Source organism: Micropepsis pineolensis (assembly GCF_055392125.1).
The window spans coordinates 842,946-862,523 of record NZ_AP042408.1 but is presented as its reverse complement, the minus strand read 5'-3'; the positions used below and the strand labels follow the sequence as shown (position 1 = coordinate 862,523).

The window sequence follows — 19,578 nt, the reverse complement described above, 5'->3', positions numbered from 1 at the left end:
GTATGACCGAGATCAAAACCTTGACCACGCCCCTGCAGCCGGGGGCGACCATTGGTATTTTGGGTGGCGGGCAACTGGCGCGCATGCTGACCATGGCGGCGGCCCGGCTGGGCCTGAAATGCTGCATCTATTCCGATGTTGACGCCCCAGCGTTTGACGTGGCCGCCGCGCACATTCTCGCCCCTTATGACGACGTGGCAGCGTTGGCCCGCTTTGCCGACAGGTGCGATGCCATCACCTTCGAGTTTGAGAATATTCCGGCCGCCGCCACAACCTATCTGGCCGCGCGTAAACCGCTGGCACCCAACGCCCACGCGCTGGAGGTGACGCAGGACCGCATCAGCGAAAAGACCCTGATCGCCTCGCTTGGCCTCAAAGTGCCGCCCTTCTTCGCGGTGTCAACGCCGGAAGAAGCCACCGCAGCCGCCGAAAAGATCGGTGGTCCTTGTGTTCTGAAAACCCGGCGCTTTGGTTACGACGGCAAGGGGCAGGCCACCATCAAAGACGCATCCGAAGCCGCCGCGGCATTCACCACGCTGAACGCCCCCTGCATTCTGGAAGGCTTTGTCGATTTCGCCTTTGAAGCATCGGTGATTGCCGCACGTGGCTATGACGGATCATTTGCCGCGTTTGATCCGCCGCGGAACGAGCATGAGCATCACATCTTGCGTCGCTCCACCGTGCCATCGCCCCTATCGGCCGCACAGAGCGACGAAGCCAAGGCCATTGCAAAAAAAATCGCCGATGCACTGGGTTATGTCGGTACCTTTGCGGTGGAACTTTTCGTTGGTCGTGACGGGGCATTGATGATCAACGAAACCGCGCCCCGGGTGCACAATTCCGGCCACTGGACCATTGAAGCCTGTCAGACCAGCCAGTTCGAACAGCATATCCGTGCGGTGGCGGGCTGGCCGCTGGGCACGCCCGAACGGCACAGTGATGTGGTGATGGAAAATATTCTGGGCTTTGAAGCGGCAGACTATATTGGGCTGGCAAAGCGCGGCGCACTGCACCTGTATGGCAAGGCCGAAATGCGCGAGGGCCGCAAGATGGGCCACCTGACCATGTTGAAACCCACAAGCCGGTAACAGCCAGTCGGGGGTGCACCATGCCAGACAGCCCGGCCCTGACCGGTGTCACCCTCACCCGGGACGACGTGAAAGCCTTGGCCGATGACGGGCGTGTCTGCACGCTGGTGGCTTGTGATCTTTCCGGCGCGGATCTGGGGCGGCTCCCCCTTGCGGGCTGGCAATTTTCTGACTGCCAGCTGGGCCATACCCTGTTCCGGGAAGCAGGGTTGGAGGAAGCACAGTTTACCGCCTGTCGCGGGGCCTTTGCCGACTTCACCGCCGCCCGGCTGGAAGAAGCGGTTTTCGAGCGCTGTGATTTCAACAATGCCCCGTTCCATAGGGCGAGGATGGCGTCCGTTTCTTTCAAAACCTGCCGTCTGACCGGGGCGGATTTTTCGGATGTCAGCGCGGTTGATCTGCATTTTACCGCCAGCCTCTTGACCTGCGCCCGGCTGGTGGGCCGTTCGTTCCGCAAAACCACGCTGACAGAAGTTGATTTTTCGGAAGCCGACCTCAGCCGCTGCGATTTCACCGAAGCTGTGTTGCAGGACTGTTCCTTACGCGATGCCGTGCTGACGGGCTGCCGGTTCAATGGCGCGGATCTGCGCGGGGCCGATCTTGGCGGTGTGCAGCTAGAAGATATCACGCGCTTTAAAGGCGCCATCATCTCGCGCACTCAAGCAAGTAACCTCCTCGCCGCCGTAGGCTTACGGGTGATGTAATAATATCCGCAGGCAGATCATACCTCTCAACAAAACCTCATCCTTCGACTGGCTCAGGATAAGGAAGTGTGGGCATAGGAACATATAATCCGTCGATTATCTGCTATACTGGCGGCAGGGAGGGCATCGGATGAGAGCACTGCCGTTACAAAAGGCGTTCACGTTGATCGAGCCGGGGCCGGTGGTTCTGGTAACGACGTATGACGGGGTGCGCCATAACATCATGACCATCAGCTGGACCATGGTGCTCGACTTTACACCAAAACTTGCCATCACCACCGGGCCGTGGAACCACTCCTTTGCCACGCTCACCAAAACACGCGACTGCGTGCTGGCCATTCCCACCGCTGACATGATCGACACCGTGGTGGGCATTGGCATGTGCACAGGCGCGGATACAGACAAGTTCGCCCGGTTTTCCCTGACGCCGCAAAAGGCCAAGCAGGTAAGCGCCCCGCGTATCAAACAATGTCTGGCCAATATCGAATGTCGCGTCACCGATATTCTTGCGCCCTATAATATCATCGTGCTGGAAGGCGTTGCCGCCGGTTACGATGCGGCGCACAAGGACAAGCGCCTGATCCATGCCGTGGGTGACGGCACATTTGTCGCCGATGGCCGTCGCTTCGACCGGCGCAAAATGATGGCGGCAAAAATCCCCGATGGGCTATAACGCGCCCCACCACTTTCGCGGGGGAGAGGCTTTTCGACCCCATCTGCAGAAAGATAAAACTTCAGGGGCCAAGCCCGACACGTTGCCAGATTTCGGCCGGGGTTACGCCAGCGTCCCGCAAGGCCGCCAGCGTAACCGAATGGTTGCGCTTGGCGAATTTATGCCCCTGTTCGTCAAGGATAAGGCGATGATGGTGGTAATGCGGCTCGGGCATTCCCAGAAGCGCCTGTAACAACCGCTGAATATGACACGCGGCGAACAGATCCACACCACGGCTTACCAGATTGACACCCTGAAAGGCATCATCGACCACCACGGCCAGATGATAGGCCGTCGGCGTCTCTTTACGCGCCAGCACAACATCACCAAACAGAGTGGGATCGGCTGCAATCACGCCGGTTTCTCCATTGGGGCCACAGCCTTCCTCGGTAAAGGTCTGCGGACCAACCATCGCCACCGCTTTGGCCACGTCAAGGCGCAGGGCATAGGGTTCGGTCACCATACGCGCAGCGCTTACGTCCAGCGGCATATGCCGACAGGTACCGGGATAGAGCGCCCCTTCCGGCCCCGTCGCATCAGCGGCGGCGGCAATATCCCTGCGGCTGCAGAAACAAGGGTAGACCAGCCCCAACGCCGTGAGCCGGGAAAGCGCCGCCGCATAGGCCCCCATCCGTGACGACTGGACCAATACCGGTTCGGGAAAGCTCAAACCCAGCCAGCGCAAATCGGCCAGAATTGCCGCGGCAAAGGCCGGCCGACAGCGTGTGGCATCGATATCTTCAAGCCGAACAAGGAATTTATCCTTAAGCCCCGAAGCCAGCCGCGCGGCAACCCCTGCGGCATAGGCATGGCCAAGGTGAAGAAGCCCTGTCGGGCTGGGGGCAAAACGGGTAAGCTTCATTGTGCCAAGATAGCCATACGGTGCCACGGGACAAGACTAAGCGAAAATTTCTTGGCCTTTGTCACTTAACCGTTGTGGCGAATCGCGTAAGGATAGGCTGGCCCACAATGGCCGTAAAAGACCGGGACGGGGCAAACGGATAAGGGTTTTCATCGTGTTGGCTGCAACATGTAACCCTCGTGATTGTCCGGCATTGGTACTTAACGCCGATTATCGGCCGTTGAGTTACTATCCTCTGTCGCTGTGGTCGTGGCAGGATACCATCAAAGCGGTGTTCCTTGACCGGGTGAATATCCTCGAAGAATATGACCGCACCGTGCGCTCCTCGCGCTTTGAAATGCGCCTGCCGTCGGTGGTGTCGCTCAAAACCTATATCCACCCCCAGCGCGTGCCAGCTTTCACCCGGTTCAATGTGTTTTTACGCGATCTGTTCGAATGCCAGTATTGCGGTTCGCACCGCGATCTGACGTTCGATCATATGATCCCACGCTCGCGCGGCGGGCGCACAACCTGGGAAAATGTCACCACCGCCTGCGCACCGTGCAACCTGAAAAAAGGTGGTCTGATGCCGAAGCAAAGCGGCATGTTCCCCCGCCACAAACCACACCGACCCAGCATTATCGAATTGCGCGGCAACGGTCGACATTTTCCGCCCAACTATCTGCACGACAGCTGGACCGACTACCTCTATTGGGATTGTGAGCTGGAACCGTAAAAGAACGCCTACGAAAAAAATGGCCTGTGGGTATGACCACAGGCCAGTGTCTGAATACTGCGTGTAAAACGTAACGGACGTTACCGAATAACGCGGGCACCCTTGCCCTTCATTGCGGCTTCAACCTCTTTAACATTGACCATCGAGGTATCGCCCGGTGTGGTCATGGCCAACGCGCCATGGGCCGCACCATATTCCACCGCTGCCTGCGGCCCCTTGCCCTCCAGGAAGCCATAGGCCAGACCGGAAGCAAAACCATCACCACCGCCGACACGGTCATAGATTTCCAGATTTTCGCGCATCGGTGCTTCGTAGAAATTTCCACCGGCATAAATCACCGCACCCCAGTCATTGAAGGTGGCGGTTTTAGCGTTGCGCAGCGTGGTGGCAGCAACCTTGAAGTTGGGGAATTCCTTGACTGCGGTGGCGATCATCTTCTTGAAGTTGGCTGGATCAATCTTCGAGATGTGTTCGTCTAACCCTTCGACTTCGAAGCCGAGGCAGGCGGTAAAGTCTTCCTCATTACCGAGCATGACATCGACATATTTGGCGATTTCGCGATTGATTTTACGAGCACCTTCCTTGCCGCCCTGGCTCTTCCACAAGGATGCGCGATAGTTCAAGTCGTAAGAAACGATGGTGCCGTATTTATGCGCCACCTGCACCGCTTCGATCACGGCCTCGGCCGTGTTGGGGGCCAGTGCCGCGAAGATGCCACCAGTGTGGAACCAGCGCACACCTTCTTCGCCAAACAGCTTATCCCAATTGATTTCACCGGGTTTGATCTGCGAGGCCGCAGAATTACCGCGGTCGGAACAGCCCAGTGCCGGGCGAATACCAAAGCCCTTTTCGGTGAAGTTCAGGCCGACGCGGGTGTTGCGGCCCAGACCATCAAAGTCGCGCCAGACGATGTGCGAGGTATCGACACCGCCCTGCTGAATGAAATCTTCGACCAGCCAGCCCAGATCATTCTGTGGCAGCGCGGTGACAACCGACGAACGCTTTTTCCAGCACTTCTTGAAAGCGCGGGCGACATTATATTCGCCGCCACCTTCCCAGACTTTGAATTCGCGGGCGTTACGCACGCGGCCAAAACCGGGATCAAACCGCAGCATGACTTCGCCGAACGAAACGACATCCCACTTCACGTCCGCTTCGGGACGGATCTTCATAATCTCATCAACCATAATTGTTATTTCCCCCTGATTTTTTTGATCAGCGCCACCGTTTCGGCGACTTTCTTTTCAATGCCGCGATAATCCTTGGCATCGAGCAATTCTTTGGTAATCAGCTTGGAGCCGATACCACAGGCGACAATGCCCGCCTTGTACCATTTGGTCAGCGATTCTTCGGTGGGATCGACGCCACCGGTCGGCATCAGCTTGGTCCACGGCATCGGCCCGCGAATATTGTTGACGAACTCCGGCCCACCAACGCAGGAGCCGGGGAACACCTTGACGATATCGCAGCCAAGTTCCTGCGCGTAGGACACTTCCGTCGCCGAACCGCAGCCGGGGCTATAGGGTAGGCCACGCTTATTGCACAGCCGGGCGACTTCCGGGTTCAGCATCGGCCCGACAATGAAATTGGCACCATTGGCGATATAGATGCCGGCCGTCGGCGCATCGATGATCGAACCAACGCCCATGATAACAGTCGGATCGGCTTTGACGAAGTGACGGTTCACATCGAGAAAAACATGCGAGGCGAAATCACCCCGATTGGTGAACTCGATACACTTGGCGCCCCCATTGGCGCAGGCCTGAATGACATTCTTACAGACTTCAATATCCGGGTGATAGAAAACGGGGATCACCCCCTGCTCCATCATTGCGGCCAGAACGGCTATTTTTTCTTTTGCCATTTTCCATGATCTCCCTGAGGTTCCTGGCGAACAAAGGCAGTCTTACAACCTTTGACACCGGTGACAATATTTTTGTTAGCTAACTATAGCATTTTTTTGATTTATGGGAGCGCTTTCATGATCACTTTTGAGCAAAACACAACCACACGTTTTGCGGGCAATAAAAAAGGGTGCCAGAGGTTGCTCTGGCACCCAATTGCAGATCCGGTAGACCTTAGTTGGTGTACTTGACGCCGAAATAGAACACCCGGCCGGTTTCATGATACTGATAAGACCGCTGGGCGTACTTATCAGCATAGATGTTGCTGGCCTGATTGGTCAGGTTCATCGCATCGAAGGTAAACATCAGGGCTTCATTGTACTTATAGGACATCGACCAGTCGATATTCAGCGTCGAGTCCGAATAGATGCCGTAGTTGTTGTTGTTCGAAGCAATATTATTATTGAACAGATAATGGCTGCGGAACGCCGCCGTAACACGGGCCTGGAAGGTCTTGTCGTCGTAATAGACCGTAGCATTGTAGCTGTTACGAGACAGGTTGCTCAGATCATCTTTCATGATCAGCGTGCCATCCGAATTGTAATAGGACTGCTGCGCCTGAACATAAGTGTAGTTCGCCAACAGCCCAAAGCTGTCAAACGGTGCGGGCAGGAAATCGAGCTGTTGTTGCCAGTTGATTTCCGTACCATAGAGCGGCGCACCCTTGGAGTTTTTGCTGCGGGTGAAGGTCCATATCATATCCTCACCACCGCTCGACTTACAGTAACTGGTGGTGATGGTGCTCCAGTTCGTGCCGCTGCCACCGCACGCGGCAACGAAGGCTTCTTCTGACAGACCAAACGGATTCTGATCCCATGTCCCGGTGGTCTGAACCGACTGGATAAAGGTGTCGAGGTGCTTATAGAAGCCCGCGACAGAAATCACAGACCCCTTGGAATAATACCATTCAAACGCCAAATCGACGTTCTTGGACCGCTGTGGCTGCAGTTTCGGATTGCCGATAGATGCTCCTGCATTACTGCCCGAAATCGATACCGTACCCGTCGGGATCATGCTGGAAAGCCCCGGACGCGTCATGGCATAACCAGCATTAAAGCGGACCACGAAATCCTCAAACGGATCGAGGGTCATATTCAGTGACGGCAGGAAATCATGATAGACATTTTCCCCGGCGACCGTATTAAGCAGTGAACTGCTGAGGGTGTAACCGACGGAGTTCATTTCGGTCAGCACATAGCGCACACCGATGTCACCACGGAACGGCATATTCAGAACATCGACATCCCAGGCAGACTGCACCCACCCGGAATAATCGTTTTCACGCACACCACCGGTATTGGAATAGCCCGGGCCAGATGTCACCGGATACACCGTTGTATCCCACAGGCTGAGTGCAGATGCCGCTTTATTGAAGTCGATGGCGAACCATTGCGTGTTCGACCCGGACGGCGCACTGACTGCTTTCAGCCCAGTTTGCGTGACGATCGTGGAAAGGTCAACCGAACGGCTTGCCGTCGTCGGGTTGCTGTTTTCCGCGTATGGACTGCTTGCCAGCGAGGAGCGTTGTTCCAGCGTTCCATAACCGTAATTCCGGAAACCAGCGCCACCACTCAGCGTTATTTCATCAATCGGTTTATAAGAAAAATCAACGTTGGCGGTACGATAGGAGTTATAGACATACTCCCGACGCAGACGAACGTTGGACAGGAACCAGCCCGATGTTGATGTCGGATCGACATTGCCCGTCGACAGCAACGGCATATCGCCATAGCTGTAATCGTATTTATAGCCCTGGGCACCGTAATTGGCACCGGTGCTGCTGCTGCAACTGGTGGTCTGATAACAGCCATAATCAGCCATCAACGTTGACTGAACCGGGTTACGGTGATGCGATTCCGTCCACCCCATCAGGGCATGCACTTTAAACTGCTCGCTAAAGGAATGCGAACCATCCAGTGTAACCTGCATGAAGCGGGTGTCGAGATGGTCCAAGCGATGTTCGTTACGCAGGCCGACATTATTAATCTCAGCCCGGATCAACGTCGACGTGCTGGTGCCAACGCTATTCTTACCCGTTTCGCTGGCCAGATCGGTGGAGGCATCGAAATTGACCAGCTTCATGTTATTAAGGCCGATCGAGCGATAATAGTAGGTTTTGCTATCGTCACTGTCGACATAGGAGCCACCCGACCCAGTGCCGGAGACACTCATCGAATTGGCTTCGAGATAATATTCGTTACGGACCTGAGCAAAATCCGCAAACAACGCATCCAGCGTGAACAGCGTGCCGTCCTGCGGCTGCCACTGCACCGAACCGGTGAGCCCCAGCCGTTTTGAATGGGTTGAAACGATATCATAGCGCGGGAACCGTGGACGGAAAGCCAGATTGGCCGCCGTGAAGGCCGTTCCGCTGGTCGCACCGTTGACCGAATAGAAACGATAGGAGGACGAAGAAGCCCCTGTTGAACTGGTGTTGGTATCATTCTGCCAACGGACCGAACTGGTGCCTTCCTCCAACGTGTTGGTGGTGCCATAGGTTGCAGACGCCAGAATACCCAAACGCCCACCCAGGAAGGTGTTCGAGACCAACATCGCCAGACGCGGATTGGTGCTGCCAGCATATTCCTGATAGCCAGCCTGCGCCGAAGCGGTAAAGACAAAGCCGGAATGATCAAACGGATGCGCGGTGTGCATATCAACCGTCGCGCCGAGCGAACCTTCTTCAAGATTCGCCGAAACCGATTTGTGCACTGTTAGATTGGAGAACAGATCCGCCGCGAAAACGTTGAAGTCAAACGACCGGCTGCGGTTGGTACCGCCACCGGAGGTCGAAACGTCCTGCGAGCCGACCGTCGACATCGCTTCAATGCCGTTGATGGTGACACGGGTAAACTGCGAGCCAAGACCGCGCACCGTAATCTGGCGCCCTTCGCCCGATTCACGGGTGATATTGACGCCCGGAATACGCTGCAGCGATTCCGAAACGTTCATATCTGGAAATTTGGCGATATCTTCGGCCATAATTGAGTCCGAAGCATCGAGCGCATTGCGCTTCATATCGAGGGCTTTTTCGAGACTGGCCCGAAAACCGGTAACAACGACCGTTTCCAACGAGTCAGAATCTTGTGCCTGAGCAGCCGTTGCCCCGAGTGTGGAAACAAGCGCCAGCACAGACGCCCCAACCAGCCACCGCCCAATTGTATCCCGCTTAGCTGCGGGTAATTTTGTTGTTGTTAACACGTTTTCCTCCCGGATCATGCAACTGAGGCGACAGGCCGCCCCAACCATTTGCGATGACGCGCTATTCTTCCCTGATACGGTTTTGATACCGGTGTCATTTTGACTGACATTACTATGTCTTAAAGTTAACGACAAAACGCCGCATCACACAAGCTAAACGTTTAAATTGAAAATATTCGCCACAGATAAGATGCCTTTCTGCAACAGCAAGGCGTGCCCCGATGACCGCCAACACCAAATTGGTACAACCACATGATATTGTTATGTTTATTTAGACACTGACTAACATCGCATTGCCGTGCCCCACGGTGCAGCGGTAAAAAAAATCGGACCGCTTGAAGGCGGTCCGACAGTCTGGAAACGATCGATTATACCAAAAGGCGCCCAACCATCACGAATGACGCCCAAGGGTGTTTATGGCCGGATCAGAAAAAACGAGGCCCCTGCGTTTACCGCGCCAGCCAGCCGCCATCGACCGGAATGATGGCGCCATTAAGATAGTCTGCCGCCGATGAAGACAGGAACACCGCCGTGCCACCGACATCGGCCGGCACCCCCCAACGCCCGGCCGGAATACGGCCAAGGATTTCCTTGGAGCGGTCTTCGTCTGCCCGCAAGGCCTGAGTGTTATCGGTCGCCATATAGCCCGGCGCGATACCGTTGATGTTGATATTCTTCGACGCCCATTCGTTGGCGAACAGACGGGTCAACCCTGCCACACCGCTTTTCGACGCGGTGTAGGACGGCACACGAATACCGCCCTGAAACGACAGCATCGAACAGATATTGATGATCTTGCCGGCGCCCTGTTTGATCATAACGCGGCCAGCCGCCTGACAGCAGAAGAAGACGGATTTGAGGTTGACGTTGATGACGTCATCCCAATCCTTCTCGGAAAAATCAACACTGTCGGCGCGGCGGATAATACCGGCATTGTTGACCAGAATGTCGATGCGGCCAAAAGCTTTGACCGTTTCCTCGACAATACGGGCGCAGGGTTCGATGCTCATCAGATTGGCATCAATCGTCAGAAAGCGACGGCCCACGGCCTTCACCAACTTTTCGGTTTCTACCGGCGGCACAAAGCCAGCCACCGCGATATCAGCACCGGCCTCGGCCAGCGATACCGCAATGCCCTGCCCCAGCCCGGTATTCGCCCCGGTGATCAGCGCCACTTTGCCTTCAAGACTGAACGCGTTCATCAGCTTTCCCCTTATCTTTAGCGCAGCTGGTCAATCGAGATCACGTCCATGTCGGTGTAATCGACATTTTCGCCACCCATTGCCCAGATGAACGTATAATTGCTGGTCCCAGCGGCCATATGCACCGACCAGGGTGGCGAGATCACCGCTTCATCGCTGGCCATCACGATATGGCGCAGATTGTCGGCCTCGCCCATAAAATGGAACACGCGGTTGTTCGGTCCGTAGTTGAAATAGAAATACACTTCCGAACGGCGGTCATGGGTGTGCGGCGGCATAGTGTTCCAAACGCTACCCGCGGCCAGCGAGGTGACGCCAAGCAGCAGCTGGCACGACTTGCAGGTCTTCGGCACGATATACTGGCGGATAACGCGCTCGTTCGAAGTCGCCAGCGCACCGGCATTGATCGGCACGGCCTTTTCGACCGAGATCTTGACCGTCTCATAACGGGCATAGGCAGGCGTCGAGGCCAGATAGAATTTCGCCGGATTAGCCGCGTCATCAGATGCAAAAATAATGTCGCTGCTGCCCATCGGGACATAGAGCCCGTCCTGCGGGATCATGTCGTATTTGGTTCCGTCCACAGTGACCGAACCGGCACCACCGACATTGACGATACCCAGCTCGCGCCGTTCCAGGAACGGCTTACCCGCTGCAGAAGCGGGCTTTTCCTGCGCCGGCAAGGCAAGCGGCTTAGTCGTCGGCGTTGCACCGCCCACCACCATGCGTTCCACGTGCGAATAAAACAGAGCAACTTCGCCCGGCACGAACAAACCCGAAATCAGATAGCGATCCCGTAAAGTTTGGTTGTCCACCCCGTCCATGCTGTCAGGGGCTGTGGCGTAATAGGTCTTTTTATACATTTTCTATAACCTCTCCGGCTGTTTCAGATACGCGACCGAACAGAAAAGCGTTTCCATAGCCATTGGTAACCGGTGTCATAACACCTTTCAAGCTATTATAGCGAGATATCCTATTCACAGACCGCATTACGATAAAAAATTACGATGACAGCGCTTCCACAGAGACGCAAGTTGACGCAGGTTGACGCAAACTGATGGAAAATGACGAAAAACTAGGGCGTAGCCAGTGCCGCGGTCGACTCCCGTACGATCAGTGCCGGTATGACCTCAATCGGACCATCCGCAGCAACGGCCCGTTCAGTTTGGCCATGAATCAACATTTCTGCCGCCAGCCGTCCCATCTCATGGATCGGCAGCCGAACCGAGGTCAGGAGCGGCCACATGCGCGAAGCGATCGGGCTGTCATCAAAGCCGATAACCGACAGATCACGCGGGATCTCCAGCCCGAAATTACGTGCCGCCATATAGACACCGCTGGCCATTTCATCGTTGCCGGTAAAAATCGCCGTCGGCCGGGGATTAAGCGACAACAACGCCTCGGCCGCCGCCAGACCACTTTCAAAGGTATAGGCTGCCTCGCGGTCATAATCTGCGGCAAGCGTCAAGTCGCACTCCGCCAAGCCCGTAACAAATCCACGGCGACGCTCGTGTGACGACAAAAAACTCGACGGACCTGAAATGTGGGCGATCACCGTGTGACCAAGTCTGGCCAAATGGCGGGCGGCATCAGCAGCCCCCGCACTGTCATGAGTCACCACCATCGTACGGGGCGTATCGAGCGAAATCGCCGCGATGCGAACATAAGGGCATTCAATTTCGCGCAGCATGTCGACTAGGGTTTCGTCTTCCGAAACCGACGGCGGCAGCACCACACCGGCCAGCTTCTGCCGTTCGATAAATTCGCGCATATCGGAAAGAAAATGCGGCTGCATCCGATTACAGGGGCGGATCACCAGCTCGAACGGCGAAGGGCGCAGCGCATCCAGAATGCCCTGCATCAGGTTGACGACATATTGCGGCGTCGGATTGTCGTAAATCATGCTGAACAGGAAGGCCCGGCGAAACGCCAGCCCACGGGCCTGCGGGTCGGGGGTAAAACCGGCTTCCCGGATAATTTCTTTAATCTTGAGCCGGGTCTCCTCCTTGACGAAGGGGGAGTCATTGATGACCCGCGACACCGTCTTTTTCGATACGCCGGCCATGCGGGCGATATCGTTGATGGTGGATTTCTTGCGGCTGTGCTCGGGTTCGAATCCTTGCGACGCGGGTTCGGCTTCGTCCGTTTTATTTTGCACGTCTACACCATCTATCCTGAGGCTATTTTTGCGCGGAGCCCATGAGGACTTGAGACATGGACTATGACAATTTTCAGTGCGTGTCACGCGTCAAGATGACACCGGTGCCATCCTGCCACGATCGTCATCCTGCCGCAACCGCTTAAGACTGAAGGTGTTTCCATAAAACCGGCACACCAACGCATGCACCGAACCATTTGTTAGCGGATCGTAGCGTAAATAGTATGCCTGTTTTACCCGCCGACGAAAGAGCCGCCGTGAGCGAGGAAAAGCCGTCTCTTAGTGCAGAAAAAGCACTCCATTTATTGGAAAAGCACGAGCGCGATGCGCCGGGCACGCTGGCATCACGCACCGATGCCGGCGATGATGTGCTGCGTTATCTGGCCCAAAACGGTGCAGTTGCGACCCGCTCCGCCGTGGCTGCCAATCCCACCACCCCAGCCGATGCCAATCTAAGCCTGGCCAATGACGCCGCCGAAACCGTCCGCAGCGTCCTGGCGGCCAAAATCGGCAAGCTGTTTCCCGGTATGTTCATTGCCGAAGAAGAACATCTGCGCAATTTGGCGATCCAAACCCTGGAACGGCTGGCCGCGGACGAAGCGGTCCGGGTCCGCAAAGTGCTGGCCGAAGAAATCAAACAGCTGGACTGTATTCCCAAGCAGGTCATCTGCCGGCTGGCTCAGGATGCCCATAGCGAAGTGTCCTCGCCGGTCGCTGAATTTTCGCCGCTGTTGACCGACGATGACCTGATCGAACTGGTGGCCGCAGCCGAAACCAATGCGGTGATGAACGCAGTGGCACGGCGCAAAGGCCTGAGCGACAAGGTTTCCGATGCGGTGATCGCCACCCAGGATACCGGCGTCGTCACCACCTTGCTGAAGAATGTCGATGCCTCCATTCGCAAACAGACGCTGGACAAGCTGGTTACGCAGGCGGCCGAGGTAGCCGAATGGCACGGCCCACTGGTGATGCGCACAGAATTGTCGCCGCGTGCGGTCAAACGCCTGTCGGCTTTTGTCACCACCGCTTTGGTGCGCACGCTGGTCGCCCGCAACAATATTGATGAGAAGACCCAGGCCCTGCTGACCAAGCGGCTGCGGGAACGCCGCCGACTAGCCCAGGATCTGCGGCCGGGGGTTGAACTGAACAGCGAGGAAAGCGACGCACTGGCCGATGTCGAAATGGCGGCCCGATCCGGCCTTCTCAACGACTCGTTCGTCGCCCGCGCGATTGAGGAGCGTCACCGCGAAACCGTGATCTGCGCCCTGGCTCGCCTCAACAATATCAATGACAAAGTCGTGCGCACACTGCTGGAAGCCAACAGCGCCAAGGCCATCACGGCACTTGTGTGGAAAGCCGGACTGAATATGCGCACGGCCTATAACATCCAGACCACCGTGATGCGTCTGCCTGCCGACCAGCTTATGTCCGCCCGCGACGGCACCGAATTCCCCATGACCGAAGAGGAAATGCGCTGGCATTTGTCCTATGTCGGTCTTGAAAAGCAGTAAGACTTGCCGCTATAGAGGGGGCGTGCGGGTGTAGTTCAATGGTAGAACGGCAGCTTCCCAAGCTGCATACGAGAGTTCGATTCTCTTCACCCGCTCCAAAATCCCCTTAAAATTCATAGGTGTCGGTCGGCATTGAGCATTGGCCGGGCAATGACTGCACACTTAACATACTAAAATACTCAACTATTTCTGCGCTCACGAAGCATTGAACACAGACAGGCTGTGGCATCCTTCGCACTCAGCTTGTGGCGTGATAGGCCCACAGCCATAGAGTGCCCCGTAAGATGGGCACGCGAGGAAATGTGCCTTTGTTTGAGGGGAAGTTAACACCAATGCGAAACGCCCTGTTACCAGCCGTGCTGACGCTGTGCTTTACCGCAATGACGGCTGTGGGACAGAGCGCCCCGCCCCCACCATACCGCGACACGTCTCTCGCTGCCGAGGAACGGGCCGCCGATTTGGTCGGGCGCATGACGCTGGCAGAAAAGGCCGGGCAACTTCGTGACGAGGCCCCTGCTATACCCCGGCTGGGAATTCCCGCCTATAACTGGTGGAGCGAGGGGCTGCACGGTGTGGCCCGCGCCGGATATGCCACGGTGTTTCCGCAGGCAATCGGCATGGCCGCAATGTGGGACGCGCCCCTGACCCACGACATTGCCGACAGTATTGCCACCGAGTTCCGCGCCAAATATGTCCAAAAGGCCGGGGCCGATGGCAGTTCGCAAAAATACCGCGGCCTGACGGTATGGTCGCCCAACATCAACATCTTCCGCGACCCGCGCTGGGGCCGTGGGCAGGAAACCTATGGCGAAGACCCCTATCTGACCGCAAGGCTGGGCGTGGCCTTCATCCGCGGCTTGCAAGGCGATGATCCACATAGCTATAAAACCGTGGCCACCGCCAAACATTATGCCGTTCACAGCGGACCGGAAGCCGACCGCCACCGCGAAGATGTCCACCCCTCCCCCTATGATCTCGAAGACACCTACCTTCCGGCGTTTCGTGCCGCCGTGACCGAAGCCAAAGTGGCCGCCGTGATGTGCGCCTATAATGCGGTTGATGGCGTCCCCGCCTGCGGCAACACCGCATTACTGAACCGCTTGCGTAATAACTGGCATTTCAGCGGCCATGTTGTTTCCGACTGTGCCGCGATTGCCGATTTCTTTCTGGAAAACTCGCATCACTATGTGAAGACCCCACCGGAGGCTGCCGCCATTGCCATTCGCACCGGAACGGATCTGTTCTGCGGCGAAAGCGGTGATAACAGCAGCAGCGATGCCCAGCCGATCATCGATGCCGTCAACCATGGCCTGCTGCCGGAAGCGCTGGTGGACCGTGCCGCCCGTCGCCTGTTCGAGGCCCGCATTCGGCTGGGTTTATTTGATCCGCCAGCAACCGCCCCCTATGCCCGGATTACCGCGCAAGACAATGACACCCCGGCCCATCAGGCTTTAGCGCGCAAAGCAGCCGAGGAATCGCTGGTACTGCTCAAAAACGATGGGCTATTACCGCTTAAAACTACGCCGAAACGCATCGCCGTAATCGGCCCCAATGCCGATAGTGTCGATGCCTTGCTGGGCAATTACAACGGAACACCGTCGCACCCGATGACGGTGCTGGCCGGTTTGAAAGCGCGCTTTCCAAATGCCGTGATCCAGTATGTCGAAGGCAGCGACCTGACCGGCCCGGCGCTGGAAAAGGTGCCCGATGCCACGCTGTGCGTAGACGCAGCTTGTAAAACGCCGGGTCTAAACCGCACAGAAGATGGCGCGACGGCGGGCCCTGCGATCATTAGCGCCAATGCTCAGTTTGTCTGGGGCAAACCAACGCGCGAAGCCCGCAATAGCATCCTGCGCTGGACTGGTTTTATTACCCCGAAGGAAAGCGGGCCATTCCGTTTTGGTTTTGCCGGGGACACACGGTTCCGCATTACGATCAGCAATGCAGTAATCGTCGATGCCTGGGATAATTTCGATCCGCAGAAAACCGGCACCATCACACTGCAGGCCGGTCATGCCTATGCCCTGACCGTCGAGGCCCGTCAAAGCAGTGACCGCGGCGATCAACATCTGATGTGGGAGCGCCCCGGTCACAATGCGCAGGCGGCGTTGGCAACAGCCCGAAAAGCCGACCTGACCGTTTTTGTTGGCGGCTTATCCTCGCATCTGGAAGGGGAAGAAATGACGGTTCACGCCCCCGGCTTTGCCAGTGGTGACCGCACCAGTCTGAATCTGCCGGCGGCACAGGAAGAATTACTGGAGCAGCTTGGTGGCCTGCACAAACCTGTTATCCTTGTACTGATGAATGGCAGCGCCATCAGCACCAACTGGGCCAATCAGCACATCCCCGCTATAGTCGAAGCCTGGTACCCTGGCGGCGAAGGCGGCCATGCAGTCGCATCGTTGCTGGCGGGCGATTTCAGCCCGGCAGGAAGGCTGCCGGTGACGTTTTATAAATCCGCAGATCAACTGCCACCGTTTAAGAACTATGCCATGACCGGCCGAACCTATCGCTATTTCACCGGTATGCCACTTTACCCCTTCGGTTACGGCTTGAGCTATACGCGGTTTTCCTATGGCCCGGTTACGCTTGACCATGACAGCGTCGTTGCAGGTGGCAGCGTTCACGCCTTTGTCCAGGTCACAAACAGCGGCAGCCGTGATGGTGACGAGGTGGTGCAGCTTTATGTCAGCCACCCCATCAGCGGCACCCCGCTTCGTGCCTTGCAGGGCTTTAAACGCATTACACTAAAAGCGGGGGAAACCCGGCGGGTTGATTTTGTGCTAGATGAACGGGCAATGAGCCTGGTTGATGCCAAAGGCAACCGCACGGTTTCACCGGGGACGGTCACACTGTGGATCGGTGGTGGTCAACCCACCACGCAGACAGACCTGCCACAGACGGCAGGCGCAGCGACCCGCTTTACGGTGACTGGACAGAAAAACCTAAGCGACTAGAGACGCCATCACACGACAGTCGTCTTATTGCGTACTGGTTGCTTCGGGCATCATCTTTTGCAAGAGCCTGTGCAGCTCGGCCCGCTCGGCCTTGCTGAGACGATCGAGAAAAAAGCCGTCTGTATTAGAGGCCTCAACCAGACCGTTTTGCAACAACTGCTGCCCGGCCTTGGTGAGGGAAACAAAACGGCGGCGCTTATCGGCCGCATCCTGCCGCCTCGTGATCACACCGCGCCGCTCGAGCCGGTTGAGCAGTTCAGCCAAGGTTGCCTTGCTACTGGCAGCAGCTTCAACCAGCAGGAACTGTTCGATACCCGGTTGCTCTGCAATGGCGCGCAACACCGCATATTGCGGCTTGGTCAGTTCGGGCAGCACAGCCTGCCAGACGGCGGTGTGCGCCTGCATCAGCCGCCGCATCAGATGAAAAATCTCTACATTTAATACCGCGACCATCCACGCACCCCTTGATTGCATTTCAGCACAGTGCAGTCGGCAGATGCTTAGCACATCTTGTTCTTGTGCGAACATTTTTCTTGTCAACGCAACCCTAGACGCCTATGTCGTTCGTATAAGAACTAATCGTGCTGAGCGCGCCTAGCTATGCGTAAAGGAAGACCACATGTCATTTGATACTTTGCGTGAGTACCTCGCCGCCCTGAAGCAACACAGCCAATTACTGGAAATCCACGAACAGGTTATGCCCGAGCCGGACCTGGCAGCTGCAGCCAATGCAATCAGCCGCTTTGGGGACAAAGCGCCTGGGCTGTATTTTGACAACATTGCAGGATTTACCAAAGCACGCGTGGCGCTTAACACTCTTGGTTCGTGGGCCAACCACGCCATCGCACTTGGTCTGCCGCCCAACACCGCAACCCGGGCTCAGGTGGACGAATTCATTCGCCGCTGGGAAAAATTCCCGGTCAAGCCCGAGCGGCGACAAAACCCACCATGGGCAGAAAACACCGTTGATGGTGATGCCATCAATCTGTTCGATATCCTGCCATTATTCCGCCTCAACGATGGTGATGGCGGCTTCTATCTCGATAAGGCTTGTGTCGTTTCACGCGATCCGACCGAACCGGAGAATTTCAATAAACAGAATGTTGGCGTTTATCGCATGGAAGTGAAGGGTAAGCGGAAGCTTGGCTTACAGCCTGTTCCCATGCACGACATCGCCCTGCATTTACGGATGGCAGAAGAACGTGGTCAGGACTTACCCATTGCGATCACCCTCAGCAATGAGCCGATTATCACCCTGATGGGATCTACGCCGCTGCGCTATGATCAATCAGAATATGAAATGGCAGGCGCTTTACGGCAATCTGCCTATCCAATTACCACCGCACCGCTTACAGGCTTCGATGTCCCCTGGGGTTCGGAAGTTATTTTGGAAGGTGTGATTGAGGGACGTAAACGAGAGATCGAAGGCCCCTTTGGTGAATTTACCGGTCACTATTCCGGTGGGCGCAACATGACCGTGGTGCGTATCGACAAGGTTTCCTACCGAACGGATCCGATATTTGAATCGCTGTATCTTGGCATGCCGTGGACCGAGATTGATTATCTGATCGGCCCGGCAACCTGTGTGCCGTTGTATCAGCAGCTGAAGGCTGAATTTCCCGAAGTTCAGGCGGTCAATGCCATGTACACCCATGGCCTGCTAGTCATCATATCAACAAAGAAACGCTACGGCGGCTTTGCCCGCGCGGTTGGTATGCGCGCCATGACCACGCCGCACGGTCTAGGCTATGTCAAAATGGTCATCATGGTCGATGAGGATGTTGACCCTTTCAATCTGCCGCAAGTCATGTGGGCATTGTCCGCCAAGGTCAACCCGGCAGGCGATCTGGTCCGGCTGCCCAACATGTCGGTGCTGGAGCTTGACCCGGGATCGTCACCCCCCGGCATTACGGATAAACTGATTATCGACGCCACAACCCCTGTCGCACCAGATAACCGCGGCCATTACAGCCAGCCCGTACGCGATCTGCCCGAAGCTAAAGCCTGGGGCGTCAAGCTGGCGCAAATGCTATCCTAGGCACAACCCGCAAACCGCTAAGGAGACGTCCATGGCGCATCCATCTGATGGTCAAAAAATCTGCCCACGCTGCGGCGAAGCGCATGTAGAACTTTTAGCGGTGTCACCTGTCACCGGGGTATGGCAAGTCTATCAATGCCAGCACTGCCTTTACACCTGACGTTCGACCGAACCGGAACGTCGTACCAGCCGGGGGCATTACCCCGAGGCTTTTCGTATGACACAAGCCGACATTGACAATGCCCCACAGGTTCCAACCATTCCGCCACTCCTAAACGGCGAGTAGGTTAGAAGACATACTGATATCCGCCCGGCGAGAAATATTTCGCCGGGTTTTATTTACCATATAGTATGGTTACAGAGCATTATTCATACGCAGATGCGGCATTTTGTACAGCTCTCGCACTGAGCCATCATTTAGACGTCTACGGATATTTGTCCCGATACACATCACGCAAAAATCCGGAAGGCGATATAAACATCGCAACAATTCCAGTATATCCACGGGGTTATAATGATGCCATGG

At 56.3% G+C, this 19,578-nt stretch carries 15 protein-coding genes, 1 tRNA gene and 1 pseudogene; 9 read left to right on the top strand and 8 right to left on the bottom strand.

Going from position 1 to position 19,578, the window contains the following annotated elements; translation table 11 throughout:
* Positions 1-2: 2 nt before the first annotated feature.
* From ACZ5RI_RS03920 to ACZ5RI_RS03910, 3 genes are all read left to right on the top strand, one after another.
* Positions 3-1,088 (top strand): 5-(carboxyamino)imidazole ribonucleotide synthase, encoded by a 1,086-nt coding sequence (locus tag ACZ5RI_RS03920; RefSeq protein ID WP_464514800.1) that lies wholly within the window; start codon positions 3-5, stop codon positions 1,086-1,088.
* A gap of 20 nt (positions 1,089-1,108) precedes the next feature.
* Complete coding sequence (locus ACZ5RI_RS03915; RefSeq protein ID WP_464514799.1) at positions 1,109-1,792, top strand: pentapeptide repeat-containing protein; 684 nt, start codon at positions 1,109-1,111, stop codon at positions 1,790-1,792.
* Positions 1,793-1,922: 130 nt separating this feature from the next.
* On the top strand, positions 1,923-2,465 hold the full coding sequence (locus tag ACZ5RI_RS03910; RefSeq protein ID WP_464514798.1) for a flavin reductase family protein: 543 nt from the start codon (positions 1,923-1,925) through the stop codon (positions 2,463-2,465).
* A 61-nt stretch (positions 2,466-2,526) separates the two neighbouring features.
* On the opposite strand, the gene gluQRS is transcribed toward ACZ5RI_RS03910, so the two are convergent.
* The gene (gene gluQRS, locus ACZ5RI_RS03905; protein WP_464514797.1) at positions 2,527-3,366 is read right to left on the bottom strand and encodes a tRNA glutamyl-Q(34) synthetase GluQRS; all 840 of its coding nucleotides are present in this window, start codon (positions 3,364-3,366) and stop codon (positions 2,527-2,529) included.
* Positions 3,367-3,523: 157 nt separating this feature from the next.
* On the opposite strand from gluQRS, the gene ACZ5RI_RS03900 reads away from it, so the two are divergent.
* Positions 3,524-4,081, top strand: coding sequence for an HNH endonuclease (locus tag ACZ5RI_RS03900; protein WP_464515544.1), 558 nt, complete (start codon positions 3,524-3,526; stop codon positions 4,079-4,081).
* An 80-nt stretch (positions 4,082-4,161) separates the two neighbouring features.
* Here the strand turns inward: ACZ5RI_RS03900 and ACZ5RI_RS03895 are convergent, their stop codons facing one another.
* The 6 genes from ACZ5RI_RS03895 to ACZ5RI_RS03870 all read right to left on the bottom strand — a co-directional run bounded on the left by ACZ5RI_RS03895 (position 4,162) and on the right by ACZ5RI_RS03870 (position 12,546).
* Positions 4,162-5,268 (bottom strand): PfkB family carbohydrate kinase, encoded by a 1,107-nt coding sequence (locus tag ACZ5RI_RS03895; RefSeq protein WP_464514796.1) that lies wholly within the window; start codon positions 5,266-5,268, stop codon positions 4,162-4,164.
* Positions 5,269-5,273: 5 nt separating this feature from the next.
* Positions 5,274-5,945, bottom strand: coding sequence for a bifunctional 4-hydroxy-2-oxoglutarate aldolase/2-dehydro-3-deoxy-phosphogluconate aldolase (locus ACZ5RI_RS03890; RefSeq protein WP_464514795.1), 672 nt, complete (start codon positions 5,943-5,945; stop codon positions 5,274-5,276).
* A gap of 214 nt (positions 5,946-6,159) precedes the next feature.
* Positions 6,160-9,057, bottom strand: a complete 2,898-nt coding sequence (locus tag ACZ5RI_RS03885) for a TonB-dependent receptor (protein WP_464514794.1) — start codon at positions 9,055-9,057, stop codon at positions 6,160-6,162.
* 578 nt (positions 9,058-9,635) lie between these two features.
* The gene (kduD, locus tag ACZ5RI_RS03880) at positions 9,636-10,391 is read right to left on the bottom strand and encodes a 2-dehydro-3-deoxy-D-gluconate 5-dehydrogenase KduD (protein WP_464515543.1); all 756 of its coding nucleotides are present in this window, start codon (positions 10,389-10,391) and stop codon (positions 9,636-9,638) included.
* A gap of 14 nt (positions 10,392-10,405) precedes the next feature.
* Complete coding sequence (kduI, locus tag ACZ5RI_RS03875; protein WP_464514793.1) at positions 10,406-11,251, bottom strand: 5-dehydro-4-deoxy-D-glucuronate isomerase; 846 nt, start codon at positions 11,249-11,251, stop codon at positions 10,406-10,408.
* Positions 11,252-11,463: 212 nt separating this feature from the next.
* The gene (locus ACZ5RI_RS03870) at positions 11,464-12,546 is read right to left on the bottom strand and encodes a LacI family DNA-binding transcriptional regulator (RefSeq protein WP_464514792.1); all 1,083 of its coding nucleotides are present in this window, start codon (positions 12,544-12,546) and stop codon (positions 11,464-11,466) included.
* Between the two features lie 224 nt (positions 12,547-12,770).
* Here ACZ5RI_RS03870 and ACZ5RI_RS03865 point away from each other — a divergent pair, with 224 nt between their 5' ends.
* The 3 genes from ACZ5RI_RS03865 (at position 12,771) to ACZ5RI_RS03855 (ending at position 17,014) form a co-directional block, all read left to right on the top strand.
* Positions 12,771-14,057: a DUF2336 domain-containing protein gene (locus ACZ5RI_RS03865; protein ID WP_464514791.1), complete on the top strand. Its 1,287-nt coding sequence runs from the start codon at positions 12,771-12,773 to the stop codon at positions 14,055-14,057.
* A gap of 24 nt (positions 14,058-14,081) precedes the next feature.
* A tRNA-Gly gene (locus tag ACZ5RI_RS03860) sits at positions 14,082-14,155 on the top strand.
* Between the two features lie 234 nt (positions 14,156-14,389).
* Complete coding sequence (locus tag ACZ5RI_RS03855) at positions 14,390-17,014, top strand: glycoside hydrolase family 3 C-terminal domain-containing protein (protein ID WP_464514790.1); 2,625 nt, start codon at positions 14,390-14,392, stop codon at positions 17,012-17,014.
* A 24-nt stretch (positions 17,015-17,038) separates the two neighbouring features.
* On the opposite strand, the gene ACZ5RI_RS03850 is transcribed toward ACZ5RI_RS03855, so the two are convergent.
* The gene (locus ACZ5RI_RS03850) at positions 17,039-17,467 is read right to left on the bottom strand and encodes a MarR family winged helix-turn-helix transcriptional regulator (RefSeq protein ID WP_464515542.1); all 429 of its coding nucleotides are present in this window, start codon (positions 17,465-17,467) and stop codon (positions 17,039-17,041) included.
* Positions 17,468-17,633: 166 nt separating this feature from the next.
* Here ACZ5RI_RS03850 and ACZ5RI_RS03845 point away from each other — a divergent pair, with 166 nt between their 5' ends.
* Together ACZ5RI_RS03845 and ACZ5RI_RS03840 are read left to right on the top strand one after the other, a co-directional pair.
* Positions 17,634-19,052, top strand: a complete 1,419-nt coding sequence (locus tag ACZ5RI_RS03845) for a non-oxidative hydroxyarylic acid decarboxylases subunit C (protein ID WP_464514789.1) — start codon at positions 17,634-17,636, stop codon at positions 19,050-19,052.
* Between the two features lie 31 nt (positions 19,053-19,083).
* Positions 19,084-19,338, top strand: a pseudogene (locus tag ACZ5RI_RS03840) (non-oxidative hydroxyarylic acid decarboxylases subunit D).
* Positions 19,339-19,578 lie beyond the last annotated feature (240 nt).